Origin of the sequence: Streptomyces sp. NBC_00989, from assembly GCF_045162655.1 — a bacterium.
In the GTDB taxonomy this organism is placed as follows: domain Bacteria; phylum Actinomycetota; class Actinomycetes; order Streptomycetales; family Streptomycetaceae; genus Streptomyces.
In genome coordinates this window covers 5763834-5790228 of sequence record NZ_CP108728.1, presented here as the reverse complement: position 1 = coordinate 5790228, position 26395 = coordinate 5763834, and the positions used below count along the sequence as shown (strand labels likewise).

26 protein-coding genes and 2 pseudogenes are annotated in these 26395 nt (G+C 69.8%); 20 read left to right on the top strand and 8 right to left on the bottom strand.

Annotated features, from left to right (window positions below; genetic code table 11):
* The first annotated feature begins 415 nt into the window (after window positions 1-415).
* The 3 genes from OG714_RS25490 to OG714_RS25480 are packed head-to-tail and all read left to right on the top strand — an operon-like array spanning window position 416 to window position 3338.
* Window positions 416-1384: a DUF5819 family protein gene (locus OG714_RS25490; RefSeq protein ID WP_406124340.1), complete on the top strand. Its 969-nt coding sequence runs from the start codon at window positions 416-418 to the stop codon at window positions 1382-1384.
* Complete coding sequence (locus tag OG714_RS25485; RefSeq protein WP_406124339.1) at window positions 1381-2604, top strand: HTTM domain-containing protein; 1224 nt, start codon at window positions 1381-1383, stop codon at window positions 2602-2604. Before OG714_RS25490 ends, OG714_RS25485 begins: the two co-directional genes overlap by 4 nt.
* On the top strand, window positions 2601-3338 hold the full coding sequence (locus OG714_RS25480; protein ID WP_406124338.1) for a TrmH family RNA methyltransferase: 738 nt from the start codon (window positions 2601-2603) through the stop codon (window positions 3336-3338). Before OG714_RS25485 ends, OG714_RS25480 begins: the two co-directional genes overlap by 4 nt.
* Window positions 3339-3407: 69 nt before the next feature.
* Here OG714_RS25480 and paaN read toward each other — a convergent pair whose 3' ends face one another.
* Window positions 3408-5099 (bottom strand): phenylacetic acid degradation protein PaaN, encoded by a 1692-nt coding sequence (paaN, locus tag OG714_RS25475; protein WP_406124336.1) that lies wholly within the window; start codon window positions 5097-5099, stop codon window positions 3408-3410.
* Between the two features lie 172 nt (window positions 5100-5271).
* Between paaN and OG714_RS25470 the strand changes: the two genes are divergently transcribed.
* Both OG714_RS25470 and OG714_RS25465 read left to right on the top strand, forming a co-directional pair.
* On the top strand, window positions 5272-6786 hold the full coding sequence (locus OG714_RS25470; protein WP_406124334.1) for a 3-hydroxyacyl-CoA dehydrogenase: 1515 nt from the start codon (window positions 5272-5274) through the stop codon (window positions 6784-6786).
* On the top strand, window positions 6783-7376 hold the full coding sequence (locus OG714_RS25465) for a TetR/AcrR family transcriptional regulator (protein ID WP_406124332.1): 594 nt from the start codon (window positions 6783-6785) through the stop codon (window positions 7374-7376). The genes OG714_RS25470 and OG714_RS25465 overlap by 4 nt, the downstream gene beginning before the upstream one ends.
* A gap of 1 nt (window position 7377) precedes the next feature.
* On the opposite strand, the gene OG714_RS25460 is transcribed toward OG714_RS25465, so the two are convergent.
* Window positions 7378-7878 carry an Lrp/AsnC family transcriptional regulator gene (locus OG714_RS25460; RefSeq protein ID WP_384160329.1) on the bottom strand — a complete coding sequence of 167 codons (501 nt, stop codon included), beginning with the start codon at window positions 7876-7878 and terminating at the stop codon, window positions 7378-7380.
* A gap of 174 nt (window positions 7879-8052) precedes the next feature.
* Here OG714_RS25460 and pdhA point away from each other — a divergent pair, with 174 nt between their 5' ends.
* From pdhA to OG714_RS25425, 7 genes and pseudogenes are all read left to right on the top strand, one after another.
* Window positions 8053-9186, top strand: coding sequence for a pyruvate dehydrogenase (acetyl-transferring) E1 component subunit alpha (pdhA, locus tag OG714_RS25455; RefSeq protein WP_405972993.1), 1134 nt, complete (start codon window positions 8053-8055; stop codon window positions 9184-9186).
* Entirely contained in the window at window positions 9186-10190 is a 1005-nt protein-coding gene (locus OG714_RS25450) for an alpha-ketoacid dehydrogenase subunit beta (protein ID WP_406124329.1), read from the top strand. The genes pdhA and OG714_RS25450 overlap by 1 nt, the downstream gene beginning before the upstream one ends.
* Window positions 10190-11527: a dihydrolipoamide acetyltransferase family protein gene (locus tag OG714_RS25445; protein WP_406124327.1), complete on the top strand. Its 1338-nt coding sequence runs from the start codon at window positions 10190-10192 to the stop codon at window positions 11525-11527. Before OG714_RS25450 ends, OG714_RS25445 begins: the two co-directional genes overlap by 1 nt.
* Before the next feature lie 54 nt (window positions 11528-11581).
* The gene (locus OG714_RS25440) at window positions 11582-12559 is read left to right on the top strand and encodes an NTP transferase domain-containing protein (RefSeq protein ID WP_406124325.1); all 978 of its coding nucleotides are present in this window, start codon (window positions 11582-11584) and stop codon (window positions 12557-12559) included.
* Window positions 12556-13929 (top strand): molybdopterin molybdotransferase MoeA, encoded by a 1374-nt coding sequence (locus OG714_RS25435; RefSeq protein WP_406124323.1) that lies wholly within the window; start codon window positions 12556-12558, stop codon window positions 13927-13929. The genes OG714_RS25440 and OG714_RS25435 overlap by 4 nt, the downstream gene beginning before the upstream one ends.
* A pseudogene (locus OG714_RS25430) lies at window positions 13926-14318 on the top strand (potassium channel family protein); the annotation flags it as partial. The gene OG714_RS25435 and the pseudogene OG714_RS25430, both read left to right, overlap by 4 nt.
* A gap of 331 nt (window positions 14319-14649) precedes the next feature.
* Window positions 14650-15207, top strand: a complete 558-nt coding sequence (locus OG714_RS25425) for an SMI1/KNR4 family protein (RefSeq protein WP_405861711.1) — start codon at window positions 14650-14652, stop codon at window positions 15205-15207.
* Here the strand turns inward: OG714_RS25425 and OG714_RS25420 are convergent.
* Window positions 15204-15713, bottom strand: a complete 510-nt coding sequence (locus tag OG714_RS25420; protein WP_406124321.1) for a hypothetical protein — start codon at window positions 15711-15713, stop codon at window positions 15204-15206. The genes OG714_RS25425 and OG714_RS25420 overlap by 4 nt on opposite strands.
* A 545-nt stretch (window positions 15714-16258) precedes the next feature.
* Here OG714_RS25420 and OG714_RS25415 point away from each other — a divergent pair.
* Entirely contained in the window at window positions 16259-16624 is a 366-nt protein-coding gene (locus tag OG714_RS25415) for a PadR family transcriptional regulator (RefSeq protein ID WP_406131945.1), read from the top strand.
* Complete coding sequence (locus tag OG714_RS25410) at window positions 16621-17199, top strand: HAAS signaling domain-containing protein (protein WP_406124320.1); 579 nt, start codon at window positions 16621-16623, stop codon at window positions 17197-17199. Before OG714_RS25415 ends, OG714_RS25410 begins: the two co-directional genes overlap by 4 nt.
* On the opposite strand, the gene OG714_RS25405 is transcribed toward OG714_RS25410, so the two are convergent.
* On the bottom strand, window positions 17150-17587 hold the full coding sequence (locus tag OG714_RS25405) for a DUF4158 domain-containing protein (RefSeq protein ID WP_406131944.1): 438 nt from the start codon (window positions 17585-17587) through the stop codon (window positions 17150-17152). The two genes, OG714_RS25410 and OG714_RS25405, sit on opposite strands and share 50 nt — an antisense overlap.
* A gap of 254 nt (window positions 17588-17841) precedes the next feature.
* Between OG714_RS25405 and OG714_RS25400 the strand changes: the two genes are divergently transcribed.
* Window positions 17842-18450, top strand: coding sequence for a hypothetical protein (locus tag OG714_RS25400; RefSeq protein WP_405861706.1), 609 nt, complete (start codon window positions 17842-17844; stop codon window positions 18448-18450).
* A gap of 15 nt (window positions 18451-18465) precedes the next feature.
* A complete protein-coding gene (locus OG714_RS25395) occupies window positions 18466-18963 on the top strand; it encodes a hypothetical protein (protein WP_406124319.1) in 498 nt (165 codons plus the stop codon).
* Window positions 18964-19156: 193 nt separating this feature from the next.
* On the opposite strand, the gene OG714_RS25390 is transcribed toward OG714_RS25395, so the two are convergent.
* On the bottom strand, window positions 19157-20266 hold the full coding sequence (locus OG714_RS25390) for a potassium channel family protein (RefSeq protein ID WP_406124317.1): 1110 nt from the start codon (window positions 20264-20266) through the stop codon (window positions 19157-19159).
* 135 nt (window positions 20267-20401) lie between these two features.
* Between OG714_RS25390 and OG714_RS25385 the strand changes: the two genes are divergently transcribed.
* Complete coding sequence (locus tag OG714_RS25385; RefSeq protein ID WP_406124315.1) at window positions 20402-20548, top strand: hypothetical protein; 147 nt, start codon at window positions 20402-20404, stop codon at window positions 20546-20548.
* Between the two features lie 46 nt (window positions 20549-20594).
* Here the strand turns inward: OG714_RS25385 and OG714_RS25380 are convergent, their stop codons facing one another.
* On the bottom strand, window positions 20595-20771 hold the full coding sequence (locus OG714_RS25380) for a hypothetical protein (RefSeq protein ID WP_406124313.1): 177 nt from the start codon (window positions 20769-20771) through the stop codon (window positions 20595-20597).
* Between the two features lie 495 nt (window positions 20772-21266).
* Here OG714_RS25380 and OG714_RS25375 point away from each other — a divergent pair.
* A pseudogene (locus OG714_RS25375) lies at window positions 21267-21962 on the top strand (potassium channel family protein); the annotation flags it as partial.
* A 71-nt stretch (window positions 21963-22033) separates the two neighbouring features.
* Window positions 22034-23014 carry an NAD(P)H-quinone oxidoreductase gene (locus OG714_RS25370; RefSeq protein ID WP_406124312.1) on the top strand — a complete coding sequence of 327 codons (981 nt, stop codon included), beginning with the start codon at window positions 22034-22036 and terminating at the stop codon, window positions 23012-23014.
* A gap of 12 nt (window positions 23015-23026) precedes the next feature.
* Here the strand turns inward: OG714_RS25370 and OG714_RS25365 are convergent, their stop codons facing one another.
* The gene (locus tag OG714_RS25365) at window positions 23027-23458 is read right to left on the bottom strand and encodes a hypothetical protein (protein WP_406124311.1); all 432 of its coding nucleotides are present in this window, start codon (window positions 23456-23458) and stop codon (window positions 23027-23029) included.
* 452 nt (window positions 23459-23910) lie between these two features.
* Here OG714_RS25365 and OG714_RS25360 point away from each other — a divergent pair, with 452 nt between their 5' ends.
* The gene (locus OG714_RS25360) at window positions 23911-24450 is read left to right on the top strand and encodes a bacterial proteasome activator family protein (protein ID WP_033285359.1); all 540 of its coding nucleotides are present in this window, start codon (window positions 23911-23913) and stop codon (window positions 24448-24450) included.
* 126 nt (window positions 24451-24576) lie between these two features.
* Here OG714_RS25360 and OG714_RS25355 read toward each other — a convergent pair whose 3' ends face one another.
* Window positions 24577-26205: a protein kinase domain-containing protein gene (locus OG714_RS25355; protein ID WP_406124310.1), complete on the bottom strand. Its 1629-nt coding sequence runs from the start codon at window positions 26203-26205 to the stop codon at window positions 24577-24579.
* Window positions 26206-26395: the final 190 nt, after the last annotated feature.

Below are 26395 nucleotides of genomic sequence, written 5' to 3'. Positions count from 1 at the left end.
CCCTCCCGCACGCACCGGCCAACGGCCGGGCGTCCGACCAGATCTGACGGAGCGTCAAGATAGAACAGGTTCTAGAAGAAGGGAACGGGCGCACCTCCGGGGTATGTACTTGCGGTCGAGAGGTCGTTCGGCATCCGGCCATGGGTCACTGGACGACCGATCGTTCGGTTCGGGAATTCAATGGTGGGATGCGCCGAGGAGAGGTGTCAACGGCTGTGGATAACCTGCGGGCAGCCGCTGTGGACAACCTGTGTGGCCTGTGAGGCGGGGGACTGTGCCCGGGGCGTGCGCCTGAGTACCGTTCCGTGCGGCGCCGGGGAGTGGTAGGCGTGGAGCGCCACCGGGCCCCGCGGCCGGCCGGGCGGGCGCGGTGGACGGTGGCCGATGGACGGACGGGACTCGGAAACGGGGCGGAATGGACGCGAACGACGGAGGGTCGAACGCCCCCGAGGAGGGCGAGCTGACGCCTGTCTCCTCCGAGGACGGCGAGCGGACGCCTGCCCCTTCCGAGGGGCCACGCCCGCCTGCCTCCTCAGACGGGCCGCACCCGCCCGCTCCCCCGGAGGGCCCGACGCCCGCAACCCCGGAGGCCCCGCGGACGCTCGCCACCTCCGGGTGGCCGCACGTGCCCGCCCAGCAGCCTCCTCACCCGCCCCCGCCCGAGCCGCAGGCGCAGGCACAGCCGTCGTACGATCCCGCGGACGCCCCCACCGCCGTCCCCGCGTACCCCGACGCCCGTATCGGAGTCGCCGCGCTGTCCCTGCGCTATCAGGTCGGTGCCGCGCTGGCGGTCGCGGTCGTCGCGGTGGCCGCGCTCGTCCATCTCGGGATGGTGTTCCTGCACGTCGCGCCGTCGAACACGGTGACGAAGCAGCACGGCAAGGCGATCGACGAGTGGATCTACCCGGAGTTCGAGCAGAACTGGAAGCTCTTCGCCCCGAACCCGTTGCAGCAGAACATCGAGGTCCAGGTACGCGCCGATGTCCGCACCGCGGACGGCACGACCCGTACGACCGGCTGGTACGACCTGTCGGCCGAGGACGGCGCGGCCATCGACGGCAATCTGCTGCCGAGCCACACCGAGCAGAACGAGCTGCGCCGGGCCTGGGACTTCCTCACCGCCACGCACGACAACTCCAACCGTCCGATCGGCCTGCGCGGCACGCTCGCGGAGACGTATCTGCGGCGCATCGTCGTGCTGCGCCTGGACCGGGACGACGCGGCCGGAAAGGGCGGCGCCGTCCAGCGCGTCCAGGTCCGCTCCCGCACCACCAACGTGCCCCCGCCCGAGTGGAGTGACGAGCAGGTGTCGACGACCCCCCAGTACCGCCTGCTGCCCTGGTGGGCGGTCCCGGCGGACGAGGCCGCGGGAGGCGTCCGGTGAACGGTTTCGCCCTGTCGGTGTCCCGAGGCATCGCCCGCGTCACCGAGTCGGCCCTGGGCCCCTACCAGAGCGCCGTGATCCGCATCGGCTTCGCCGGCACCTGGCTGCTGTTCCTCCTCCGCGAACTGCCCCACCGCCAGGAGCTCTACGGCCCCGATGGCCCCTGGAGCTGGGACCTCGCCCGGCAGCTGATCGCGGACAACGGCGCGTTCACCGCCCTGATGTGGTGGAACGGACAGTTCTGGTTCGAGACGGTGTACGCGCTGGCCGTGCTGGCGAGCGTCCTGCTGCTCCTGGGCTGGCGCACCCGCACGATGTCCGTGCTGTTCATGGTCGGCGTGCTCTCGCTGCAGAACCGCAGCGTCTTCATGGGCGACGGCGGCGACAACGTCCTGCACCTGATGTCCCTGTACCTGGTGTTCACCCGCTGCGGCCGCGTCTGGTCCCTCGACGCGCGCCTGGCGGCCCGTACGCGGGAGGCACGCGCGCGTGGGGAGTGGATTCCCGACCGGGTCGGGCCCGTCCTGTGGGTCGTGCTCGGCGCGGCGCTCGTCGCGGTGACCGCGGGGGGCCGGTTCGACAGCGACTGGTTCGTGCCCGCGCTTCTGTGGGGCGTCTGGCTGGCGCAGGCCCTGTGGTGGGTGACCGGGCGGTACGCGAAGTCGTACGAGCCCCGGGTGCTGCTCGACGTCGTCGCGAACGTGATCCACAACGGCGCGCTGTTCGTGATCGCGAGCGAGGCCTGTCTGATCTACGCGACGGCCGGGTGGTACAAGATCCAAGGTTCCCGCTGGCAGGACGGCACGGCCGTCTACTACCCGCTCCACCTCGACTACTTCTCGCCCTGGCCCGCCCTCGCCGACCTGCTGGCCGGCAGCGGCACGATGGTCATGCTCGTGACCTACGGGACCGTGATCGTGCAGGTCGCCTTCCCGTTCACGCTCTTCAACCGGCGCGTCAAGAACGTCCTGCTGGCCCTGATGATGGCCGAGCACGCTGCGATCGCCGTACTCCTGGGGCTGCCGTTCTTCTCCCTGGCGATGATCGCGACGGACGCGGTCTTCCTGCCGACGTCGTTCCTGCGGCGGCTGGGAGGGTGGGTGGCACGCGCGCGTGGGCGGGTGTTCGCGCGGGGCGGCGCTACGGCGCCAGACGGGGATCCGGGGGAGCCTCGTGCCCCGGAGAACCCCGAGCACAGCCACGTAGGCTTTCCGGCATGACCGACCCCGCCGCAGCCGCCTGGCACCGGCTCGCCGACACCTCCGTGCTGCTCGACGGATTCCACGCCCTCAAGCACGCGCTGCGCTTCGGGGCGGAGGTGCCGCTGGCGGTCACCACGGACCGGCGGGCGGCCCTCGCTCTCGCCGACGACCTGGCCCCCGACGTACGGGACACCCTGGACGCGCTGCTGACGGAGGTCCCGGAGGACACGTACCGGTCCTTCGTGCCACGCCCGCATCCCACGGCGGTGGTGGCCCTGGCCGTACGCCCCGCGCGCGAGGCCAACCTCCAGACGCTCGCGCACACGCCCCGCACCGCGCCTGTGATCGTCCTCGACAACCCGCGCAACCTGGGCAACGCCGGGGCCGTGATCCGGCTCGCCGCCGGTTTCGGAGCGACCGGGGTGGTCACCACCGGGACGCTCGACCCCTGGCATCCGACGGTCGTGCGCGCCGGGGCGGGCCTGCACTACGCGACCGCCGTGGAGCGGCTGCCGGTCGACGAACTGCCGCCCGGCCCGCTGTTCGCCCTCGACCCGGAGGGCGACGACATCCGGTCCCTGAAGCTCCCGGACGACGCCGTCCTCGCCTTCGGTTCGGAGCGCAGCGGCCTGTCGACCGAACTACGCGCCCGCACCGACCACTTGGTGTCCCTCCCGATGCGCCCCCAGGTCTCCAGCTACAACCTGGCGACGAGCGTGGCGATGACCCTGTACCACTGGAGCGCCCTTTAGGGGTGCGAGGAACTGCGCGACCAGCCACAACGAACCGTCAGCCGCACAGCAACCGCACCCCCCGAGTTCTTAGGCGTCCCGACGAACCTCGACAACCCGGAACCGGTTCGCGACAAACGCCCCGTCACACAGCGCCGCGTTGGCCGCAGGGTTGCCCCCAGACCCGTGGAAGTCGGAGAACGCGGCAGTCTGATTGACGAACACCCCACCCGTCAGGTTCAGCGACAACTGGGCGGCCTCTTCCAGGCAGACCTCCTCGACGGCCTTCTCGACCTCCTCGTCGGTGGTGTACGCCCCGACAGTCATCGCCCCCTTCTCCCGCACCGTCCGCCGCAGCAGCTCCACCGCGTCACCCGCCGAGTCGACCGCGACGGCGAAGGAGACCGGCCCGAAGCACTCGCTCATGTACGCGGCCTCGTCGTCCGGCTTGGCACCGTCCAGCTTCACGATCACCGGGGTGCGGACGACCGCGTCCGGGAAGTCCGGGTTGGCGATCTCCCGTGAGGCGAGGGCGACTTCACCGAGCCCGGAAGCCGCCTCCAGGCGGGCCTTCACGTCCGGGTTGACCAGCGCGCCCAGCAGGCCGTTCGCGCGCGCGTCGTCGCCCAGGAGGCCGTCCACGGACCGTGCGAGGTCGGCGACGACCTCGTCGTAGGACCGGGGGCCCTCCTCGGTGCGGATGCCGTCACGGGGGATCAGCAGGTTCTGCGGGGTCGTGCACATCTGGCCGCTGTACAGCGACAGGGAGAACGCCAGATTGGACAGCATCCCCTTGTAGTCGTCGGTCGACTCCACGACCACCGTGTTGACGCCGGCCTTCTCCGTGTAGACCTGCGCCTGGCGGGCGTTGGCCTCCAGCCAGTCGCCGAAGCCGGTCGACCCGGTGTAGTCGATGATCCGGATCTCGGGGCGGGTGGCGAGCGTCTTGGCGATGCCCTCGCCGGGACGTTCGGCGGCCAGCGCCACCAGGTTCGGATCGAAGCCCGCCTCGGTGAGCACCTCGCGCGCGATCCGCACGGTGAGCGCGAGCGGCAGCACCGCGCGCGGGTGGGGCTTCACCACGACCGCGTTGCCGGTGGCGAGGGAGGCGAACAGGCCCGGATAGCCGTTCCACGTCGGGAAGGTGTTGCAGCCGATGACCAGGGCGGTGCCGCGCGGCACGGGCGTGAACCGCTTGTTCATCACCAGGGGGTCGCGCTTGCCCTGCGGCTTGGTCCACTCCGCGGTGTCGGGGGTGCGGACCTGCTCCACGTACGCGTACGCCACCGCCTCCAGGCCGCGGTCCTGGGCGTGCGGGCCGCCCGCCTGGAACGCCATCATGAAGGCCTGGCCGCTGGTGTGCATGACCGCGTGCGCGAACTCGTGCGTCCGGTCGCTGATCCGCTTGAGGATCTCGATGGAGACCACGGCACGCGCCTCCGCGCCCGCGTCCCGCCACGCCCGCTGCCCGGCGCGCATGGCCGGCAGCAGGACGTCGAGGTCGGCGTGCGGGTAGGTCACGCCCAACTCGACGCCGTACGGCGAGACTTCGCCGCCCACCCAGTCGTCCGTGCCGGGCTGGCCGAGGTCGAGGCGGGTGCCCAGGAGGGCGTCGAAGGCGGCCTTGCCCGCCGCCGCGTCCAGGCTGCCGTGCTCGCCGTACGCCTTGGGGTGTTCGGGGTGCGGGGACCAGTACGCGCGCGTGCGGATCGCTTCCAGCGCCTGGTCGAGTGTCGGCCGGTGCCGGGCGATCAGCTCGTGCGCGGTCAGTACGGCGGCCATGCGGGACCAACTCCTCGTTTCAAGAACTCGTCTGCGAGCTCATGACCTGGGCAGGAACAGGGAAAGGATCAGGGGCGGAAACAGGCGGTCAGAGTTAGAGTAACCGAACGATCGGTCGGGACAAGGGGGTCCGCCGCATCTGTGGAAAACCCCGTGCGGGAGGATCGCGCACATGACAGCACTCGACCTCAGCAGCCCCGTGGCCGTCGTCGGCACCGGCACCATGGGCCAGGGCATCGCCCAGGTCGCGCTGACCGCGGGCCACGTCGTACGGCTGTACGACGCCGTCCCGGGGCGGGCTCGGGAAGCGACCGCCGCGATCGGCGCCCGGCTCGACCGGCTCGTCGAGAAGGACCGGCTCACCGCCGCCGACCGGGACGCCGCACGCACCCGTCTGCTGCCCGCCGAGACCCTCGCCGACCTCGCGGACTGCACCCTCGTCGTCGAGGCCGTCCTGGAGCAGCTGGACGTCAAGCAGCAGTTGATGCGCGACCTGGAGGACATCGTCGGCGAGGACTGTCTGCTCGCCACCAACACCTCGTCCCTGTCGGTGACGGCCATCGGCGGCGCCCTGCGCAACCCCGGCCGCTTCGTCGGGCTGCACTTCTTCAACCCGGCCCCGCTGCTGCCCCTCGTCGAGGTCGTCTCCGGGTTCGCCACCGACGTCACGTCGGCCACGCGCGCGTACGAGATGTCCCGCGCCTGGGGCAAGACTCCGGTGGCCTGCGCGGACACCCCCGGGTTCATCGTCAACCGCATCGCCCGGCCCTTCTACGCCGAGGCCTTCGCGGTCTACGAGGCACAGGCCGCCGACCCGGCGACCATCGACGCCGTCCTGCGCGAGTCGGGCGGCTTCAAGATGGGCGCCTTCGAACTGACCGACCTCATCGGGCAGGACGTCAACGAGTCCGTCACCCACTCCGTGTGGCAGTCCTTCTTCCAGGACGTGCGCTTCACGCCCTCCCTCGCGCAGCGCCGCCTGGTCGAGTCCGGCCGCCTCGGCCGCAAGACCGGGCACGGCTGGTACGACCACGGGGACGACGCCGAGCAGCCCGAGCCGCACACCGCGGAACCGGCCCAGGCGCCCGCGTACGTCGTCGTCGAGGGTGACCTGGGCCCTGCGGCCGAGCTGATCGCGCTGATCCGCGAGGCGGGCATCGTCGTCCGCGAGGAGGAAGAGGACCACGGCACTCGGATGGTGCTGCCGGGCGGCGGCCAGTTGGCGCTCGCCGACGGACAGACCGCCGTGGAGTTCCGCGACGTCGTCTACTTCGACCTCGCCCTCGACTACCGCAGGGCCGGCCGCATCGCCCTGTCCGCATCCCAGGACACCGCCTCACAGACCCTCACCGAGGCGACCGGCCTCTTCCAGGCGCTCGGCAAGAACGTCAGCATCATCGGGGACGCCCCCGGGATGATCGTCGCCCGCACGGTGGCCCGGATCGTCGACCTGGCGCACGACGCCGTCGCCAAGGGCGTCGCCACCGAGGAGGACATCGACACCGCGATGCGCCTGGGTGTCAACTACCCTCTGGGTCCGTTCGAATGGAGCCGCAGGCTCGGCCGCAGCTGGGCCTACGACCTCCTGGACGACCTGCACCTGCGTGACCCGTCGGGACGGTACGCGCCGTCCCTCGCGCTCTACCGCCACGCGTACGCCACCGAGAAGCGGGAGGGCACCCCATGACCACCGCCAAGCGCGACACGTACACCCCGGAGACCCTGCTCTCCGTCGCCGCCCAGGTCTTCATCGAGCGCGGCTACGACGGCACCTCCATGGAGCACCTCGCCAAGGCGGCCGGTATCTCCAAGTCGTCGATCTACCACCACGTCACCGGCAAGGAGGAACTGCTCCGCCGCGCGGTCAGCCGCGCCCTGGACGGCCTCTTCGGGATCCTCGACGAGGAGCACGCATGCGTGGGGCGCGCCGTCGAGCGGCTGGAGTACGTCGTACGGCGGATGGTCGAGGTGCTGACCTCCGAGCTGCCGTACGTGACGCTGCTGCTGCGGGTGCGCGGCAACACCGACACCGAGCGGTGGGCCCTGGAGCGGCGGCGCGACTTCGACCACCGGGTGGCCGACCTGCTGAAGGCCGCGGCGGCCGACGGCGATCTGCGCGGTGACGTGGAGGTACGCCTCGCGACCCGGCTCGTCTTCGGGATGATCAACTCCATCGTGGAGTGGTACCGGCCCGACGGGCGGGGCATGGGCGAGCGCGAAGTGACCGACGCGGTGGCCCAGTTGGTCTTCTCCGGGCTGCGCAACCCGGCCCAGTAGGTCAGCTCTGGGGCTCCAGGTCCTCCTCCTCGAACACCAGCAGCGTGCGCGAGCTGAGCACCTCGGGGATCGCCTGGAGCCGGGTCAGGACCAGCTCGCGCAGCGCCCTGTTGTCCGGCGTGTGCACCAGCAGCAGGACGTCGAAATCGCCGCCCACCAGCGCGATGTGCGAGGCCCCCGGGAGCAGTCTCAGCTGCTCGCGGACCGTGCGCCAGGAGTTCTGCACGATCTTCAGGGTGATGTACGCGGACGTGCCCTGACCGGCACGCTCGTGGTCGACCCGGGCGCCGAAGCCGCGGATGACGCCGTCCTCGATGAGCCGGTTGATACGCGCGTAGGCGTTGGCGCGCGAGACGTGCACCCGTTCGGCGACCGACCTTATCGACGCGCGGCCGTCCGCCTGGAGCATCTGCAGGATGTCCTGATCAATGGCGTCGAGCGGGCGCGGGGGCGGCAAGGTGTTCCCCGCCTCCGGGCCTTCGGCCATTTGTTCAGGTGCCATGTCCCCCCGCCTCCCTACCATGGACGTACTGCGTTCATTTCAGGTTGTGGAGAACCGTTTGTCCACAGCCTGGAGGTGCCTGTAGCCAAAATGTGCCGACGACCGAACAATCGGTAGGGAGGCGCGGCACGTCCGACGCGTCTCTCCGAGCCACTCCCACGAGGAGGTGCCGTCATGACGGTCATGGAGCAGCGGGGCGCGTACCGGCCCACACCGCCGCCCGCCTGGCAGCCGCGCACGGACCCCGCGCCGCTGCTGCCCGACGCCGCGCCGTACCGCGTGCTCGGCACCGAGGCGGCCGCGCAGGCCGACCCCGGGCTGCTGCGCCGGCTGTACGCCGAGCTGGTGCGCGGCCGCCGGTACAACGCGCAGGCCACCGCCCTCACCAAGCAGGGGCGGCTCGCCGTGTACCCCTCCACCACCGGCCAGGAGGCCTGCGAGGTCGCCGCCGCGCTGGTCCTCCAGGAGCAGGACTGGCTCTTCCCCAGCTACCGCGACACCCTCGCCGCCGTCGCCCGCGGCCTCGACCCCGTGCAGGCCCTCACCCTGCTGCGCGGCGACTGGCACACCGGCTACGACCCGCGCGAGCACCGCATCGCCCCCCTGAGCACCCCGCTCGCCACCCAGCTCCCGCACGCCGTCGGCCTCGCCCACGCGGCCCGCCTCAAGGGCGACGACGTGGTCGCCCTCGCCATGGTCGGCGACGGCGGCACCAGCGAGGGCGACTTCCACGAGGCGCTGAACTTCGCCGCCGTCTGGCAGGCCCCGGTCGTCTTCCTCGTCCAGAACAACGGCTTCGCGATCTCCGTCCCCCTCGCCAAGCAGACCGCGGCCCCCTCCCTGGCCCACAAGGCCGTCGGCTACGGCATGCCCGGCCGCCTCGTCGACGGCAACGACGCGGTCGCCGTGCACGAGGTCCTCAGCGACGCCGTACGGCACGCGCGCGAGGGCGGTGGTCCCACGCTCGTCGAGGCCATCACCTACCGCATCGAGGCCCACACCAACGCCGACGACGCGACCCGCTACCGCGGCGACACCGAGGTCGAGGCCTGGCGCGCCCACGACCCGATCGCCCTCCTGGAGCACGAACTCACCGAGCGCGGGCTCATCGACGAGGACGGCATCAAGGCCGCGCGCGACGCCGCCGAGACCATGGCGGCCGAGCTGCGCGCGCACATGAACCAGGACCCGGTGCTCGACCCCATGGACCTGTTCGCCGACGTGTACGCCGAGCCCACTCCCCAGCTGCGCGAGCAGCGCGAACAGTTGGCGGCGGAGCTGGCGGCCGAGCGCGAGGGGACGCACTGATGACCACCGTCGCCCTCAAACCCGCCACCATGGCGCAGGCCCTCACGCGCGCGTTGCGCGACGCCATGGCCGCCGACCCCGCGGTGCACGTCATGGGCGAGGACGTCGGCACCCTCGGCGGAGTCTTCCGGGTCACCGACGGCCTCGCCAAGGAGTTCGGCGAGGACCGCTGCACGGACACCCCCCTCGCCGAGGCCGGCATCCTCGGCACGGCCGTCGGCATGGCGATGTACGGCCTGCGCCCGGTCGTGGAGATGCAGTTCGACGCCTTCGCCTACCCGGCGTTCGAGCAGCTGATCAGCCACGTCTCCCGCATGCGCAACCGCACCCGCGGCGCCATGCCCCTCCCGATCACCATCCGCGTCCCCTACGGCGGCGGCATCGGCGGTGTCGAGCACCACAGCGACTCCTCCGAGGCGTACTACATGGCGACCCCGGGCCTCCACGTCGTCACCCCCGCCACGGTCGCCGACGCCTACGGCCTGCTGCGCGCCTCCATCGCCTCCGACGACCCGGTCGTCTTTCTGGAGCCCAAGCGCCTGTACTGGTCGAAGGACACCTGGAACCCCGACGAGCCGACCCCCGTCGACCCGATCGGCCGCGCGGTCGTACGCCGCCCCGGCCGCAGCGCCACGCTCATCACCTACGGCCCGTCCCTCCCCGTCTGCCTCGAAGCCGCCGAGGCGGCCCGGGCCGAGGGCTGGGACCTCGAAGTCGTCGACCTGCGCTCCCTGGTCCCGTTCGACGACGAGACGGTGTGCGCGTCCGTACGGCGGACCGGCCGCGCGCTAGTCGTCCACGAGTCGGGCGGTTACGGCGGCCCGGGCGGCGAGATCGCGGCCCGCGTCACCGAGCGCTGCTTCCACCACCTGGAGGCACCGGTGCTGCGCGTCGCCGGATTCGACATCCCGTATCCGCCGCCGATGCTGGAGCGGCACCATCTGCCCGGCGTCGACCGGATCCTGGACGCCGTGGGCCGGCTCCAGTGGGAGGCGGGGAACTGATGGCACAGGTGCTGGAGTTCAAGCTCCCCGACCTCGGCGAGGGCCTCACCGAGGCGGAGATCGTGCGCTGGCTGGTCCAGGTCGGCGACGTCGTCGCCATCGACCAGCCGGTCGTCGAGGTAGAGACGGCCAAGGCGATGGTCGAGGTGCCGTGTCCCTACGGCGGTGTCGTCACAGCCCGCTTCGGCGAGGAGGGCACGGAACTGCCCGTCGGTTCCCCGCTGTTGACGGTCGCCGTGGGAGCACCGGCCTCCGACATCGAGACCGAGACCGGCGCCGAGACCGAAGGTTCGGGGAACGTGCTGGTCGGCTACGGCACGGGGGCGCCTCCGGCGCGGCGGCGGAGAGTACGGCGGCTGGCGGCGGATGTCGTGACGTCCGTGGCGGACGCCCCTGCTCCTGCCCCCGCCGCCGGGACCGGCGGTCGCGACGACGGTCCCGTACCCGTGATCTCCCCCCTCGTACGACGACTCGCGCGCGAGAACGGCCTGGAACTGCGGGAGTTGACGGGCTCCGGACGGGACGGGCTCATCCTGCGGGCGGACGTCGAGAAGGCGCTCCGCGCGGCGGCGACCCTTGAGGCGACCACACAGGAAGCGACCCTCCTCCCCCCGGCCACGCTCCCCACCCCGGCAGCCACCTCTGACCGAGTCACCCGCACCCCCCTCCGCGGCATCCGAGGCGCCGTGGCCGACAAGCTCTCCCGCAGTCGCCGGGAGATCCCCGACGCGACCTGCTGGGTGGACGCCGATGCGACGGAGCTGATGCGCGCCCGCGCGGCCATGAACGCCGCCGGTGGGCCCAAGATCTCCGTGCTCGCGCTCCTCGCCAGGATCTGCACGGCCGCGCTGACCCGGTTCCCGGAGCTCAACTCCAGCGTGGACATGGAGGCGAGGGAGATCGTCCGCTTCGACCGGATCCACCTCGGCTTCGCCGCGCAGACCGAACGCGGGCTGGTCGTACCCGTCGTACGGAACGCGCAGACACGGGACGCGGAGGCGCTGAGCACGGAGTTCGCGCGGCTCACCGAGGCGGCACGGACAGGGACACTCACGCCAGGGGATCTCACCGGCGGGACCTTCACGCTGAACAACTACGGGGTGTTCGGCGTCGACGGTTCCACGCCGATCATCAACCACCCCGAGGCGGCCATGCTCGGCGTCGGCCGTATCGTCCCCAAACCGTGGGTGCACGAGGGCGAGTTGGCGGTACGGCAGGTCGTGCAGCTCTCGCTCACCTTCGACCACCGGGTGTGCGACGGCGGTGCGGCGGGCGGTTTCCTGCGGTATGTGGCGGACTGCGTGGAACAGCCGGCGGTGCTGTTGCGCAACGTGTGATCACGGCGGCGCGGACAAGTTCCCTGTGATCAGGGCGGGACGCATACTCGGGGGGTGACCGCGTACGAGCCCCCCGACGCCGTGCCCGGCGACGCGTACGACGCCGTCGTGCTCGCCGGTGGTGCCGCCCGGCGACTCGGCGGTGCCGACAAGCCGGGCCTACGGGTGGGCGGTCGCGCGTTGCTCGACCGGGGGCTCGGTGCCTGTGCCGACGCCGGGACCACGGTCGTCGTAGCCGACCCGAGGCCCACCGCCCGGCCGGTGCGCTGGGCGCGTGAGGAACCGCCCGGCGCGGGCCCGGTCGCCGCGCTCGACGCCGGTCTGCGGCACACCACCGCCGAGGCCGTCGTGGTCCTCTCGGCCGACCTGCCGTTCCTCGAAGTGGCCACCGTACGGCGGCTGTTGACCGCTCTGCGGAGCGGTGGCGCCGAAGGGGTGCTGCTCACCGACGCCGACGGGCGCGACCAGCCGCTCGTGGCCGCGTACCGCGCGTCGGCGCTCCGCCGGGAACTGAGCGCACTCACCGACGAGCACGGCAGCCTCACCGGGCTGCCCCTGCGCCGGCTGACCGCCGCGCTCGATCTCACCCGCGTCCCCGACCCCGTCGCGTCCTTCGACTGCGACACCTGGGACGACCTCGCCACCGCCAGGGCACGCATCAGGGAGCATGGGCACGTGTTGGATGAATGGATTTCCGCAGTCAAGGACGAACTGGGCATCGACCTGGACGTCGACACCGGCATCCTGCTCGACCTCGCCCGCGACGCCGCCCACGGGGTGGCCAGGCCCGCCGCACCGCTGACCACCTTCCTGGTCGGTTATGCGGCGGCGCAGGGCAAGGGCGGTCCCGAGGCCGTGGCCGAGGCGGCCCGCAAGGCCGTCGCCCTCGCGCTGAGCTGGGCGGACGAGGAGACCTCGGAAGCCCCGTCCGACTCCAAGCCTGACGCCACGCCGGACGCCGAGGCCGACACCACATCCGGTGCCGAGCCCGATGCCCCCGCGTCCGCCCCGGGTCCGGACGTCGCCGGATGACCGCGCGCGGTATTCACGCCGGCGAGCACGCCCAGGACGCCGAGGACCTCGACGTCGAGGAGGTGCTCGCCCTCGTGAACGAAGGCAGCACCGGCGACTCCGCCATGCCCGCACCCGCAACCTCCCCCTCACCGCAGGGCCCTCCCCGCAAGCCCGACACGGACCAGCACCGGGCCACCCCCTGGCCCGAGGCCCGCGCGATCGCCGGCCGTGCCGCACGCACCGGTTCCCGCCGCGCCCCCGTCTCCGTGACCCTCGACTCCGCGCTCGGCCTCGTCCTGGCCGCCCCGCTCGTCGCGCTCAGCGACCTGCCCTCGTTCGACACCTCGGCGATGGACGGCTGGGCGGTCGCGGGCCCCGGCCCCTGGGCCGTACGCGAGGACGGGGTGCTCGCCGGGCACGCGCAGGCCGAGCCGCTGAGCGACGGTGAGGCCGTGCGAATCGCGACTGGTGCCCGGGTCCCCGCCGACGCCACCGCCGTCATCCGCAGCGAGCACGGCCGTACCGACGACAAGGGCCGCCTCCACGCGGCCCGGGACGTCGGACACGGCCAGGACATCCGCCCGCGCGGGCAGGAGTGCCGCAGCGGCGACCAACTGCTGCCCGGCGGCACCCTGGTGACCCCGGCGGTACTCGGCCTCGCCGCGGCCGCCGGCTACGACACGCTCACCGTCGTACCCCGCCCCCGGGTCGAAGTCCTCATCCTGGGCGACGAGTTGCTCACCGAGGGGCTGCCCCGGCAGGGGCTCATCCGGGACGCGCTCGGGCCGATGCTGCCGTCCTGGCTGCGCGCGCTCGGCGCCGAGGTCACCGCGGTCCGGCGGCTCGGCGACGACGAGAAGGTGCTGCACAAGGCGATCACGGGCAGCACCGCCGACGTCATCGTCACCACGGGCGGCACCGCCTCCGGCCCGGTCGACCACGTCCACCCCACCCTGCGCCGCATCGGCGCCGAGCTTCTCGTGGACGGCGTGAAGGTACGCCCGGGCCACCCCATGCTGCTGGCCCGCATCAAGGACGACCAGCACCTCGTCGGCCTGCCCGGCAACCCCCTTGCAGCGATCTCCGGCCTGCTCACCCTCGCCGAACCACTGCTGCGGACCCTGTCGGCACACCCCGCCCCGGAGCCGTACGAGCTGCCCCTCCAGGACGCGGTGCACGGGCATCCGTACGACACCCGGCTCGTCCCCGCCGTTCTGCGCGGCGACCGTGCCGTGCCGCTGCACTTCAACGGCCCGGCCATGCTCCGCGGGATCGCGGGGGCCGACGCGCTCGCGGTCGTACCGCCGGGTGGTGCGCGGCAGGGACAGCAGGCGGAACTCATCGATCTGCCCTGGGCGGCCTCCGGGATCGGGGTGTGTTTCACGTGAAACAGTCGGGCCATGATGCGATCGCCCGCCAGGCGGACGAGCATCTCGTGACCCATCGGGTGGAACTCCCGAGGAAAGTGGTCGAGCACCCTTTCCAGCAGGTCGCGAAACGGCTGTCCATCGCGCTGTTCCTGCTCGTCGCGACCGCGTTGATCGTCTATGCCGATCACGAGGGGTACAACGACAACTCGGACGGTTCGGTCGACCTCCTCGACGCCTTCTACTACGCCACGGTCACGCTCTCGACCACCGGCTACGGCGACATCACCCCGGTCAGCGACGGCGCCCGGCTCACCAACATCCTCGTCGTCACGCCGCTGCGCGTGCTGTTCCTGATCGTCCTGGTCGGCACCACCCTCGAAGTCCTCACCGAACGCACGCGGGAGGAATAGCGTCTCAACCGCTGGAGTCAATGGTTTGGTGGATGTACCACAAGGCGCCTGGCCGGAGGGGCATGGTCCGGGCCGATGCGGTGATCCACGCTGCATAGAAGATTCTGCGGGACTGCTGCTCAAGGCTGCGGCGTTCGCTAAGGCCGCGCCCGTGCGGGGGGATCGCTGCAAGCCAAGCCGTACCCGCCGCAGGATCCGCCGAGGCCGTGCCGGGTCCCGAGCGGCGGTTTCAAGGGCCAGGTCGCCGCCGGGTCAGCACACGCCTCGATTGTCAGTGGGGCGTGTGAGGCTGTCCGAGACCCACCGTATGAATCACCGGAGTTCAGGTATGACGACCCCTTCGCCCGTGACGGTCGCGGAATGGCGCGCGTTCCTCAGCGACTACAACGCCAGGCACATCAACTCGGACGAGGTCCGTGAGGCCATCGAGGAGCATCGGCAGGTCATCAGTGAGGAGCGGCTGGAGGCCGGGTGGGCCGGTGCCGAACCGGCTGGCGAGGAAGCGATCGTGGCCGCCGAGGAGCGGCTCGGGGTGAGGCTTCCTCCCTCGTACCGAAACTTCCTCCGGGTCAGCGACGGCTGGGAGGATATCGGGTTCGTCGACCTGTTCCAGGTCGGGGACATCGGTTGGTTCGCCGACCTGTGCGCCGACCTCATCGAAGCGTGGTCGGACATCGACTCCTTCGTGGACCATCTCGCCATACTCAAGCGCTGTCTGCTGATCGGCGACGACAACGGCGGCAGCGGCTGCTACTGGCTGCTGCACGCCGACAGCATCGGGGAAAACGGCGAGTGGACCGCGTATGAGTGGTGGCCCGGCGACGGTGACGACCCCGAGCCTTGCCACGACTTCGCCGCCATGGTGCGGGAAGCAGTGCACTCCTAGGTTCTGTCGGTGACGAGGCTCCGCAGGCGGTCGCGTGCGGTGCGGGCGGCCTGGTCCAGCGGCTGGGACGGGTCGGGCGGCTCCACCGTGATCGTTAGCACCACCTCCGCCGCGGCGAGCAGGTGGTGGGCTGACGGGATGGGGACGGGTCCGGCAGCGTCCTCGAATAGCGGGGCGGAGTCCATGTCGAGCAGCGTGCGGGTGATGCGAGAGCGCATCAGCCACAGCCACGGCATCGCGGCCGGGCAGGGCTCTGCCTCCATGTCCGGGCAGTCATCGGGCAGGCCGAGCGCACTGTGCAGGCTCTGGGTGTAGCCCTCGTACACCTGCTCCTGGTCGAAGCGGTCGGCGATGGCTGCCAAGGCTTCCACCAACATCAGCAGCATCTCCAACGCCACTGCCCGGGGCAGCCCTTCCGGCTCGGGCGCCCCCAGGGCCCGCAGGCATCCGTGGATCTGATCCGTGTGCAATACCGGGACCGGTGTGCCGTCTTCCATGCCCGCCATCTGCCCAGAGTCCTCCCCGCCGCGACCGACGGGAAGACGTGCCCGGGGGCGCATCGTGGCGAAGTGCCCGGCTTATGACCTTGGTTCGACCGAACCAAGGTCGCCCAACTTCGTTTCGACCGAAACAAAGTTGAAGGGCCAGGGTCGTGCGTCACGTAGGCGGTTCTGTTTCGCAGGGCGACGAGGATCAGATACTCGTGGTCTGTCACCGTGGGCAACTATGGGCCGCGTAGCCGTTCACTCGGATCACCCGGCTCACCAACGGCGATGTCCTCCAGGAAGACGGCGAGGCCCTCGTCTGCCTCAGTGACCCGCCCTCACCCGCCCCTGAGCCCCTTGCCTCGCTGCTGCTGGCCCACCTCGGCCAGCACCCGAACACCATGACCGCCACCAACGCCGACGCCCGCTGGCTGTTCCTCGGCCGCCGGGCATGCTCGGCGGCCACAAGGACACCACCGCCCCAGGTCCGCCAGTTGACCGAGGTCGGATTACGCGAGGTCGCCAGTTCTGGACCGGGGTTGACACGCACACGTAGTATGCATTGCATGGTAGCTGGCAAAGCAAGCAATCACGTGGAGGCCCGCGGTGTGAGCCAGCTGCGCAAGGGCGTGCTGGAGTACTGCGTCCTGGCGTTGCTGTCTGACAAGCCACGCTACGGGGTGGAGCTGCTGGAGGCTCTTGGGGATACGCCGGTCATGGCGACCAGCCAGGGGACGTTGTATCCGCTGCTGTCTCGTCTGCGCAGAAGTGGCCTGGCGGCCACGTACCTGGTGGAGTCGGCCAGCGGTCCGTCCCGCAGGTACTACGAACTGACCGACGAGGGCCGACAAGCCCTGGCGGAGTTCTCCGGGCACTGGCCCGGTTTCCGTGATGCTGTTGACCGTTTTCTCGTTTCTGGAGCTGAATCATGAGCGACGCCCTGACCCACCCGCTGGTTCGCGCTTACCTGGCCGCGGTTGACAGGGAGGCAGCAGTGCTGTCCGACGACCGGCGCCGTGACCTGTTGGCGGACCTGCGCGAACACATCGAGTCTGTGCTGCCGCAGGGTGCCGATGACGCGGCGGTCCAGCAGGCTCTGGACCAGCTCGGCACCCCGCGGGAGATTGCCGCCGCCGCGATCGCCGAAGAACCCGGCGTCACCCCGCTGCAGCCGCAAAGCAGCGCGCGCACCACTCTGACCCTGGGCATGATGGTTTTGGCTGCCCCGTTCTTCGAGGTCCTCGGCATCGGCCTCGTAGTGGCCGTCCTTGCCGCCGTGCGGATCTGGCGCTCTCCAGCATGGACCAGGCGGGACAAGCGCCTGGGCATCCTCTGCGCCTTCTCACCCCTACTGGTGATCCCCGCGGCTGCCGCACTGTTCGTTCTCGCCGGCGGCCTCGGTGCCGAGGAACTCATCGGCATATTCCTGATCGCCATGGTGATCCCGCTGGCCGGAGCTATCCGACTGGGACGCAGTGCCGCACGCCTGCGCCCCTACGCAGCCTGAAAGGCCCGCCTCGGCGAAGCGCGCTGTCATGCGGGCCGGGCGGGATGTGGAGGGTGGCGTTGTCGTAGTCGCCGAAGCGCAGCACGTTGTCCAGCGCCATGTTCACCAGGTCAGCGGTATGGGCCTTCACCGGCGCCGCCGCCCGCATTGCCGCCTCCGCGACTGCGCGGGCCTCGCCCGGTCTGTGCCTCAGCTCCAAGCGTTCACGTACGGCCGTCCGGTAGCGCTCCTCACTCCGCTCGGAGTCTGCCTGTGGCACCGTCCCCGCAGCGAGCCCCGCCCGATCGCGCACATGGGCTACGACCACCTCGGGTATCTCCCGGAGTTTGGGGACGCGGCCTAGGCCACGATCGAGTGTGTAGCCATCATCAGATAACCAAGAATCAATCCTTGGATTTCCTTGATCAGGTAAAGAGGGAATAGAAAAGGCAATATCCCCACGCGTGCGTGGTCGATTTGTGCCGAAGGTGTGGGGGATTTTTCTTACTTACCCGCAAGGGGGCGTGCCGTGAAAAGTAGCCCCGAGTCAATCGCCAAGCTCAAGTCTCGCTCAGAATGTTCGATTTTTCTTGACGATCACCCAGGCATTCGATGATTGTTCTGTTCATGTCGCTCCCGGAGGGGGCGAAACGGAGGGAACCAATGAACGCCACGCTGACTCGCGCATGCACAGCCGCTGTACTGACCGCCTTTCTGGCTGTAGGAGGGGGAGGGGCGGGCACTGCCTTTGCGGTGGACACCCCGACGACGGCCAATCCTGACAATGCAGACCAGGACGGGAACCCCATCCCTCAGGCGCCGGCCGACGCCGACGTCGACAGTACGGTCCACCCGGACGGCTGCCCGGCCGACCCGGGCTTCTCCTTCTCCAAAGTCAAGAGCACGTTCGTCGGTGACAAGACCAAGACCGTCCATGGACAGTCCGGCATCCTTCTTTCGGTCTCGGTGGCTCAGGGCCACACGTGGACCGGCACCGTCACGTATGCGGCCAAGTTCAGCGAGGGAGTCCTCTTCGCGTCCGCCGAGGAGACCATCAGCGCCTCGATCTCCTACGCCAAGACCACCACCGTCACCCTCGGTGGGGCGTGGAAAGTTCCGGCGAACCAGGCGGATGGATGGCTTGCCCTTGGTTCGAAGGGCTACTCCTTCAACTGGGAGCGCGGTTCTTACAACGGTGGCTGCAAGTGGATCGTCTCGAACCACGGGACCGCCAAGCTCCCGGCGCTCTCGCCCTACATCGCCCACTCGTGAGCTGAGGACGACCTGATGAAGCGCTCCCTGCTGGCCGCATCCCTGTCGGCCCTGGCCCTGGTATCGGCCTGTTCCGGCGGCTCTCACTCCCATGCGACCGCCACCCACGGGTCGACGTCGTCACCGGCCAAACCGACGACGGGATCCGACGCGACCCCTTCTCCGGCGCAGACCCCGACGAGCCCGGACCGCCTTCCCAATCCGGTCCAGTCGTCACTCCCTGTCGGGTCGAAGACGCTGTACACGAGGTCGGGGCATGGTGCGGGCGGCGTCACGCTTCCGGCATCAGCGGGGAAAGCCTCATCCGTCACGGTGATGTGGACATGCGCCGGTCCCTCCAAGTTCAACGTAATCGCAGCTGGAAAGTCCCTCATCGGGTCTCAGTGCGGTGACGGGAGCGGCGTGTTCACTGCCGAGATACCGCACGCCAAGATGCACGAACTGGCGTGGAAGTTCTCAGCAGCCAATTCGGTGATCTGGCGGATCGTCATCACCCAACCATCCGGGAACTAAATAGTTCACCAGGAGCATTACGGTTGGCTGCGCCGATCCCTCGCTCCCGTTTTAGGCGTGCAGTGCTTCTGGCTGACATCGAGTTCGGCCAGAAACACTGCACGCATGCATGTCGTGGATTTACGGGTGCCTTAAACCGCCGGAGCCAATGGTTTGGTGAATGTGCCACCAATCTCCAGCGAGTTTTGCCTGATCAGATGCTCGGTACGGACCGCTCGACTGTGATCAGGCGGTCTCCGGCCTTGAGGATTTGTGCCTCTGGCTCGGAGTAGGCCAGAACCTCTTTACGGCGGACGACGGCCACGACCAAGTCCTTGCTCTCACGCGGAGAACGTCCTACCTCATCTTTGGATGCGGGGCGCTCGATGAGATCAAGGCCAGAGCCGTAGGTCATGAGTTCTTCCAGGGTGTTGGCTGAGTGCGGGCTGGCTGTAGCCACACCGAGCAAGCGGCCGGCGGCGCTGGAGCTGGTGATCACCGTGTCGGCGCCGCTCTGCTTCAGCAGCGGTACGTTCTCGTCCTCGCGGATTGCGACAGCGATGGATGCACGTCTGTTGAGTTGGCGGGTTGTGAGGGTGACCAGGGCGGCGGTGTCGTCACGCTGGGGAGCGATGATGACTCGGGCCGCGTTTTGCGTCTCGGCTTTCCGCAACGTGTCGGCACGGGTCGCGTCTCCGCACACGGACACGAGTCCGTCACTGTTGGCGGCGTCCACGGCCTTCCGCACCGGGTCCACGACGATGATCCGCTCTTTGGGTACGCCCTGGCCCAGGAGCGATTGAACAGCGTGGCGCCCCTTGGTGCCGTAGCCGACAACGACGACGTGATCTCGGATTCGGGAACGCCACCTGTGCACACGAACGTGCTGCCGGGTGCGCTCGGTGAGCACTTCGAGCGTGGTGCCGACCAAGATGATCAGGAAGACCACTCGCAGCGGTGTGATGACGAGGATGTTCGTGAGCCGGGCGGGGTCACTGACCGGGGTGATGTCGCCGTAGCCGGTGGTGGAGAGAGTGACGGTGGCGTAGTACGCCGAGTCGAGGAGGTCGACCGAGCCGTCGGAGTTGTCGTTGTAGCCGTCGCGGTCGACGTAGACGATCAACGTGGTTACGGCGAGCACCAGGAGACCCAAAGCCAGGCGCCGCAGCACCTGTTGAAGTGGAGGCACGGCACTCTGCGCCGGCATCGTGATGGAGCGACCTGCTTCGGCGTCGTCTCGGGCCTCGGCATGCGAGCGGTACCAGAGGGACCGAAGGATTGAGAACTTCCCGCTCTTGAGCGATGGTCGCTCGTCGTTCCTCATCGCGTGCCCCCAGCGCTGGTGATCCAGGTACTCAGCATCATGATCCCTGATGCCGCTGAATCCGTCATGGATCGCTGAGGGCGACACCCCGTCCTCTGGAGATCCTGCCCTGTATGCGGGCCGAAGTTCTGCTCGATGAAGATCAGCCAAAGCATCACAGCGCAGTTCGGCGGTACGGCGGCTGCGGGGGCAACGGCTGAGGAGGTCGCTGAGGGGATGCTGCAGAAGTCGAAGGAGTTCGCGGCGAGCGGGAACCGGGTGTACTTGCCCCTGGCGGACTGAAACGACGAGGGGGGGCACACCCAATGGGCCTGCCCCCCCTCGCTACTTACTTGCCCTTGGGCTTGTGCTTGGTCTTATCGACCAGCTTCCAGCCCGTTCCCGGCTTAGGCGTCGGCGGCAGGGGTTTGCCCTGGACGGCGGTCACCTCGCTGCCGCCCCCAACGGGACGGTACTGCCCGGAGTTGGGTGCCGGCGTGCCGGGCTTGATCTTCTTTGTGGCCATCTTTGATCACCTGCCCTTCAAGCTGGACACAGGCCTGAAGAGCCGTGGGCTTCTAGAGGAAGCTGACTCCATGTAGGGTCAAACGGCGCCTCGACAACGCATGTAGACCCCAGTTCAGACAGTGCAGACCTCAACTCGGCCTTTCCGGGCTGGGGTCTTTCACGCTGCGTCAGATCGTACCGCGTTCCTCTGCCGAAAGTCCTGAACCAACCACAACTTGTGGGCATTGAGGATCTGTTCGCTACTACATGTTGTGCCTGACGCCTGCAACTGCCCAAAGTTTCGAGTCTATCGGGCCCCACTGACAGTGAACTGCCCCGGCCGCGCGGGGGCTGAGGCGCCAGCTGGGTGTCCAAGGGCGTGATCCCAAGGGGCAGATCCGCTTGTCGATCAAGATCCGTGCGGTCATCCTGCGGGGGCGGTTCGCGTCTTTGCCTGGCCAGGAGCTCAGTTTGGGAGCGTGGGCCGCGTGCGTGAGCCAACGCCCAATGATTTCTGAAAGGCTGGAGGTCCACGTTGCGGGATCACACCGTCGTCATCGGCTTCGGTACGAAGGGCCGGTCGGCGATCCAGACCGTGTGCGCGACGGGGCTGAAGAAGGAACAGGTCGTCGTGGTCGACCCCAGCGGGAAGGCGATCGAGGCGGCGAGCAGCGAGGGATACGTCGGGGTCGTCGGGGACGCCACCCGCAGCGAGGTCCTCAAACGCGCCGAGGTGCACAAGGCGCGGCAGATCATCATCGCGACGCAGCGCGACGACACGGCCGTGCTGGTGACCCTCACGGCCCGGCAGCTCAACCGCGGCGCGAAGATCGTCGCCGCGGTCCGCGAGGAGGAGAACGCGCCGCTGCTCAAGCAGTCCGGCGCCGACGCCGTCATCACCAGCGCCAGCGCGGCCGGCCGCCTGCTCGGCCTGTCCGTGCTCAGCCCCGCCGCCGGCATGGTCATGGAGGACCTCATCCAGCAGGGCAGCGGCCTCGACATGACCGAACGCCCGGTCATAAAGGCCGAGGTCGGCAAGTCGCCGCGCGACACGGACGACCTGGTGGTCAGCGTCGTACGCGGACACCGGGTCCTCGGCTACGACGACCCGGCCATCGGATCCCTTCAGCTGACGGACCGGCTCATCACGATCGTGCGGGTCTCACCGGGTTCGCAGGTCGCGCCGCACACCCGGCCGCTGCCCGAGTGACACACCTCGGCCACTGCCGGAGTGACCCACCTTCGGCGGTCGGCCGTATGACGAGGAGTAGCGTCGGCCTCATGTATGCGATCACGATTCCCGAACCTGGTGGACCCGAAGCGCTGGTGTGGGGCGAGGTCCCGGACCCGGTGCCCGGCGAGGGCGAGGTCCTGGTCGAGGTGGTGGCCAGCGCGGTCAACCGGGCCGACATCATGCAGCGCCAGGGCTTCTACGACCCGCCGCCCGGCGCGTCCCGCTACCCCGGCCTCGAATGCTCCGGCCGGATCACCGAGATCGGCCCCGGGGTGTCCGGCTGGTCGGTCGGCGACGAGGTGTGCGCGCTGCTCGCGGGCGGCGGCTACGCCCAGAAGGTGGCCGTTCCGGCCGGGCAGTTGCTGCCCGTGCCCGCCGGCGTCGACCTGAAGCAGGCCGCCGCGCTGCCCGAGGTGGTCTGCACGGTCTGGTCGAACGTCTTCATGGTCGCCCACCTCCGCCCCGCCGAGACACTCCTCGTGCACGGCGGTTCCAGCGGCATCGGCACCATGGCGATCCAGCTCGCCAAGGCCGTCGGCGCGAAGGTCGCCGTCACCGCCGGTACGAAGGAAAAGCTCGACTACTGCGCCGAGTTGGGCGCCGACATCCTCATCAACTACCGCGAGCAGGACTTCGTCGCCGAGATCCAGCAGGCCACGGGTGGTGCGGGCGCCGACGTCATCCTCGACAACATGGGCGCCAAGTACCTGGACCGCAACGTCCAGGCACTCGCCGTCAACGGCAGGCTCGCGATCATCGGGATGCAGGGTGGCATCAAGGCCGAGCTGAACATCGCCGCCCTCCTCGGCAAGCGGGCCGCGATCAGCGCGACCTCGCTGCGGGCCCGCCCGCTCGGCGAGAAGGCTGCCATCGTCGCGGCCGTACGCGAGCATGTGTGGCCGTTGATCGAGGGCGGTCACGTACGGGCGGTCGTCGACCGGGAGCTGCCGATGAGCGAGGCGGGGAGCGCGCACCAGGTGCTGGAGGACAGCGGGCACATCGGCAAGGTGCTGCTCGTCGCGCCGTAGGCCCGGCAGCTCCTAGCTACGGCGCACCCGGAGGGCGATGAAGGCGAGGCCCAGGCCGAGCCCGATGAGGATCAGGCCGCTGCCCAGCGGCAGGATCCGCAGCACGGGCTCGGCGGGGTCCTCGGCGTGGGTGACCGTCCGGTGCAGGGGCTGGAGCGGTGGGGAGGTCGGCACGGGTGTTGCCTCCTGGGAGGACGCGGAGTCGGCGGGCGCGGGACTGCCGGGACCGGCGGAACTGTCCGAGCGGCTCCCGTCGTCGTCACCGTCCGCTTTCAGGCCGGCCGTGTCATCGTCGTCGCCCTCGCCCCCACCTCCGCTCTCGTCCTCGTCCGCGGTCGGCTCCGCGGTACGGCCCGGCCGTTCCCGCCCTTCGCCCGCGAGGTTTCCGGCCCTGGACGGCTCAGCGGACGCACGGGCGGCGTCGGGGCCGGAAGCAGGCCTCAAGGCGGAGGCGGAGGGGGAACCAGAGGCAGAGGCCGAGGCAGAGCCGGACGCGGGCGCCGTGACCGCGACGCGACCATCCCCGGCACTTCCGGCATCACCGGCACTTCCGGCATCACCGGCATCACCGGCATCACCGGCATCACCGGCACCGCCGGTGCTCGCACCGCTCCCCACCTCCACTCCGTACGCCAGGAGGACACCTCCGTACGCCGGAACACCTCCGTACGGATTCACCACCGCGCCGGTGCCCAGCACCAGCAGCAGTCCCGTTGTGCGAAGCCATGGAGTCACGTCCGTGACCCCCTCCCGAGCCGAGGCGGCAAGATCGACGCAACCAGCGTCACACCGGGTGGACGCTCCGGCACTCCGGGTTCGGCCAAGCGGAAACGGTGGATCACTCTTCGAGGGGGGCACCCCGGCGGTGAGGAGTACGAGTGCGAGAGAATGGCGGGATGGAGATGCCGAGGAACGAAAGGTCACCGGAGAAGCCTCAGATCCTGGTCGTGGGACAGGACGGGATGGCGCTCGGTGGCACCGGGGACGAGGACTCCCGCGAGATCCCGGTGACGGAGATGGTGGAGCAGCCGGCCAAGGTCATGCGGATCGGCAGCATGATCAAGCAGCTTCTAGAGGAGGTGCGTGCGGCTCCCCTCGACGAAGCCAGCCGGGCCCGGCTCAAGGAGATCCACCGCAGCTCCGTGAAGGAGCTGGAGGACGGTCTGGCGCCCGAGCTGGTGGAGGAGCTGGAGCGGCTGTCGCTGCCGTTCACGGACGACGTGACGCCGAGCGACGCGGAACTGCGCATCTCGCAGGCCCAGTTGGTGGGCTGGCTGGAGGGGCTGTTCCACGGGATCCAGACCACGTTGTTCGCCCAGCAGATGGCCGCGCGGGCGCAGCTGGAGCAGATGCGGCGGGCCCTGCCGCCGGGTGTCGGCGACGGCGCCGAGGAGGGGCAGCCGGGCGGCGGCCGCGTGGGCGGCCCGTACCTGTAGTACCTGCACACGAACCCGCAGACGAACCCGCGCACGAACCCGCACCGTCAAAAGGGCCCGGCAGCCGATGCTGCCGGGCCCTTCCACATGACCGTCACCGGGGTCGGGACGGGGCGCTCTCGGGGGTCAGGACGGGTTGCCCGTCGATACGCCCAGCTGGATCTGGGGCATGTCCTTGGGGTCCACGTCTGTGCCGGCCGCGGGGAACTGGTCCATGACCGTGCCCTGGCCGTAGGTGTTCTCGTCCTCGGACTTGATCTTGACCTTCCAGCCCGCGGCCTGTAGGCAGGTCTTGACCGAGTCGATGTACTTGAACTGGAAGTCCGGGATCTGGATCTTGCTGGGGTCGTTGTACGACTCCTCGGGCTCCTTGCACGCGGTCGTCGCGATCGTCTTCGTCTGGTCGCCGTCGCGGTGTCCCTCGACCGCGGTCGCCGAGGTGCTCGCGCTCGCGCTGCTGTCACTGCCCTTCGCGTCGTCATCGCCGCCGCCGTTCATCGACAGGGCGACGATCAGCGCGCCGACCGCGACGAGGGCGACGACCACCGAGCCGATGATCACCGGCTTGCTGCTCCTGCCGCCGCCTCCCCCGGAGGCCGGCGTCGGGTGCTGCGGGGTCAGGTTGTACGGCGGCGGGGTCGAGATGCCCTGCTGCCCGAACCCGATCGAGGGCTGCGGCTGGTAGCCCGCGTGCTGCGGATAGCCGTAGGCAGGAGCGGGCGCGGGCGTGCCGCCGTAGGGACCCGGCTGGTACGGCGTCTGTACGGGGCCGGTGGGTGCCGGGGCCGTCTGGTCGACCGGCGGGAAGACCGCGGAGCCGACGCCCGCGCCGCTCTGCGCGGGCGCGCCCGGCACGATGCTCGGGGCGGCCGCGTGCAGCGAGGACATGACGCGCAGACACTCGTCGCGCATGGCCTCGGCGCTGGGAAAGCGCTCGTTCGGGTTCTTCTTCAGCGCGCGGGCGACCAGCGCGTCCACCGCCGGCGGCAGGGAACGGTTGATCGAGGAGAGCGCGACCGGCTCCTCCTGCACATGCGCGTACGCGATGGCCAGCGGCGAGTCCGCGTCGAACGGCAGCCGTCCGGTGACCAGTTGGAACAGCATGATGCCGACCGAGTACAGGTCGCTGCGCGCGTCCACGCCCCGGCCGAGCGCCTGCTCCGGTGAGAGGTACTGCGGGGTGCCGACGACCATGCCGGTCTGGGTCATCGAGGTGACCCCGGACTGCATGGCGCGGGCGATGCCGAAGTCCATGACCTTGACGACGCCGCGCTTGGTCATCATCACGTTGCCCGGCTTGATGTCCCGGTGGACCAGGCCCATCTCGTGGCTGATGTCGAGGGCGGCCAGCACGTCCGCGGTGATCTTCAGCGCCTTGTCGGCGGGCATCGCGCCGAGCTGCCGTACGTCCTCGTCGAGCACGGAGCCGAGCGGGCGGCCCTCGACGTACTCCATGACGATGTACGGCATCGTCGTGCCGTCCAGCGCGTCCTCGCCGGTGTCGAAGACGGAGACGATATTGGTGTGGGTGAGCTTGGCCACGGCCTGGGCCTCGCGGCGGAAGCGCTCACGGAAGGCCTGTTCCCGGCCGAGCTCGGTGTGCAGTGTCTTGATCGCGACCTGGCGGTCGAGCACCGAGTCGTACGCCAGGTGCACCGAGGCCATGCCGCCCTCGCCGAGCAGGTCGCGCAGTTGGTACCGGCCACCTGCGAACGCACGCCCCGCATACCGGTCCTGTGGGCCGTCCTGGCTCATGTTCCGTGTCCCCCATCGGCGCCGGCTCGGTGATCGAAAGTGTCATTCCCGGCCAAGTCTGCCGGAGGGCACTGACACGTCAAGCGCGGTGCCCGATCCGTGACCGTACGCGAAAGAAGAGTCGTGGAAGCGTTACAGGTGCTGTACCGGCGGTACACAGAATTTGCACGACGGCCCGTGATACCGATTT

Excerpts from the sequence above, each read along its gene's own strand:
- OG714_RS25360 (WP_033285359.1), top strand. The coding sequence starts at position 23,911 with ATGGAGATGCCGAGGAACGAAAGGTCACCGGAGAAGCCTCAGATCCTG.
- paaN (WP_406124336.1), bottom strand. The coding sequence starts at position 5,099 with ATGGCCGCCGTACTGACCGCGCACGAGCTGATCGCCCGGCACCGGCCG.
- OG714_RS25470 (WP_406124334.1), top strand. The coding sequence starts at position 5,272 with ATGACAGCACTCGACCTCAGCAGCCCCGTGGCCGTCGTCGGCACCGGC.
- OG714_RS25410 (WP_406124320.1), top strand. The coding sequence starts at position 16,621 with ATGAGCGACGCCCTGACCCACCCGCTGGTTCGCGCTTACCTGGCCGCG.
- OG714_RS25420 (WP_406124321.1), bottom strand. The coding sequence starts at position 15,713 with ATGGCGGGCATGGAAGACGGCACACCGGTCCCGGTATTGCACACGGAT.
- OG714_RS25445 (WP_406124327.1), top strand. The coding sequence starts at position 10,190 with ATGGCACAGGTGCTGGAGTTCAAGCTCCCCGACCTCGGCGAGGGCCTC.
- OG714_RS25400 (WP_405861706.1), top strand. The coding sequence starts at position 17,842 with ATGAACGCCACGCTGACTCGCGCATGCACAGCCGCTGTACTGACCGCC.
- OG714_RS25395 (WP_406124319.1), top strand. The coding sequence starts at position 18,466 with ATGAAGCGCTCCCTGCTGGCCGCATCCCTGTCGGCCCTGGCCCTGGTA.
- OG714_RS25370 (WP_406124312.1), top strand. The coding sequence starts at position 22,034 with ATGTATGCGATCACGATTCCCGAACCTGGTGGACCCGAAGCGCTGGTG.
- OG714_RS25380 (WP_406124313.1), bottom strand. The coding sequence starts at position 20,771 with ATGGCCACAAAGAAGATCAAGCCCGGCACGCCGGCACCCAACTCCGGG.
- OG714_RS25465 (WP_406124332.1), top strand. The coding sequence starts at position 6,783 with ATGACCACCGCCAAGCGCGACACGTACACCCCGGAGACCCTGCTCTCC.
- OG714_RS25415 (WP_406131945.1), top strand. The coding sequence starts at position 16,259 with ATGGTAGCTGGCAAAGCAAGCAATCACGTGGAGGCCCGCGGTGTGAGC.
- OG714_RS25480 (WP_406124338.1), top strand. The coding sequence starts at position 2,601 with ATGACCGACCCCGCCGCAGCCGCCTGGCACCGGCTCGCCGACACCTCC.
- OG714_RS25435 (WP_406124323.1), top strand. The coding sequence starts at position 12,556 with ATGACCGCGCGCGGTATTCACGCCGGCGAGCACGCCCAGGACGCCGAG.
- OG714_RS25385 (WP_406124315.1), top strand. The coding sequence starts at position 20,402 with ATGAAGATCAGCCAAAGCATCACAGCGCAGTTCGGCGGTACGGCGGCT.
- pdhA (WP_405972993.1), top strand. The coding sequence starts at position 8,053 with ATGACGGTCATGGAGCAGCGGGGCGCGTACCGGCCCACACCGCCGCCC.
- OG714_RS25490 (WP_406124340.1), top strand. The coding sequence starts at position 416 with ATGGACGCGAACGACGGAGGGTCGAACGCCCCCGAGGAGGGCGAGCTG.
- OG714_RS25355 (WP_406124310.1), bottom strand. The coding sequence starts at position 26,205 with ATGAGCCAGGACGGCCCACAGGACCGGTATGCGGGGCGTGCGTTCGCA.
- OG714_RS25460 (WP_384160329.1), bottom strand. The coding sequence starts at position 7,878 with ATGGCACCTGAACAAATGGCCGAAGGCCCGGAGGCGGGGAACACCTTG.
- OG714_RS25425 (WP_405861711.1), top strand. The coding sequence starts at position 14,650 with ATGACGACCCCTTCGCCCGTGACGGTCGCGGAATGGCGCGCGTTCCTC.
- OG714_RS25390 (WP_406124317.1), bottom strand. The coding sequence starts at position 20,266 with ATGAGGAACGACGAGCGACCATCGCTCAAGAGCGGGAAGTTCTCAATC.
- OG714_RS25450 (WP_406124329.1), top strand. The coding sequence starts at position 9,186 with ATGACCACCGTCGCCCTCAAACCCGCCACCATGGCGCAGGCCCTCACG.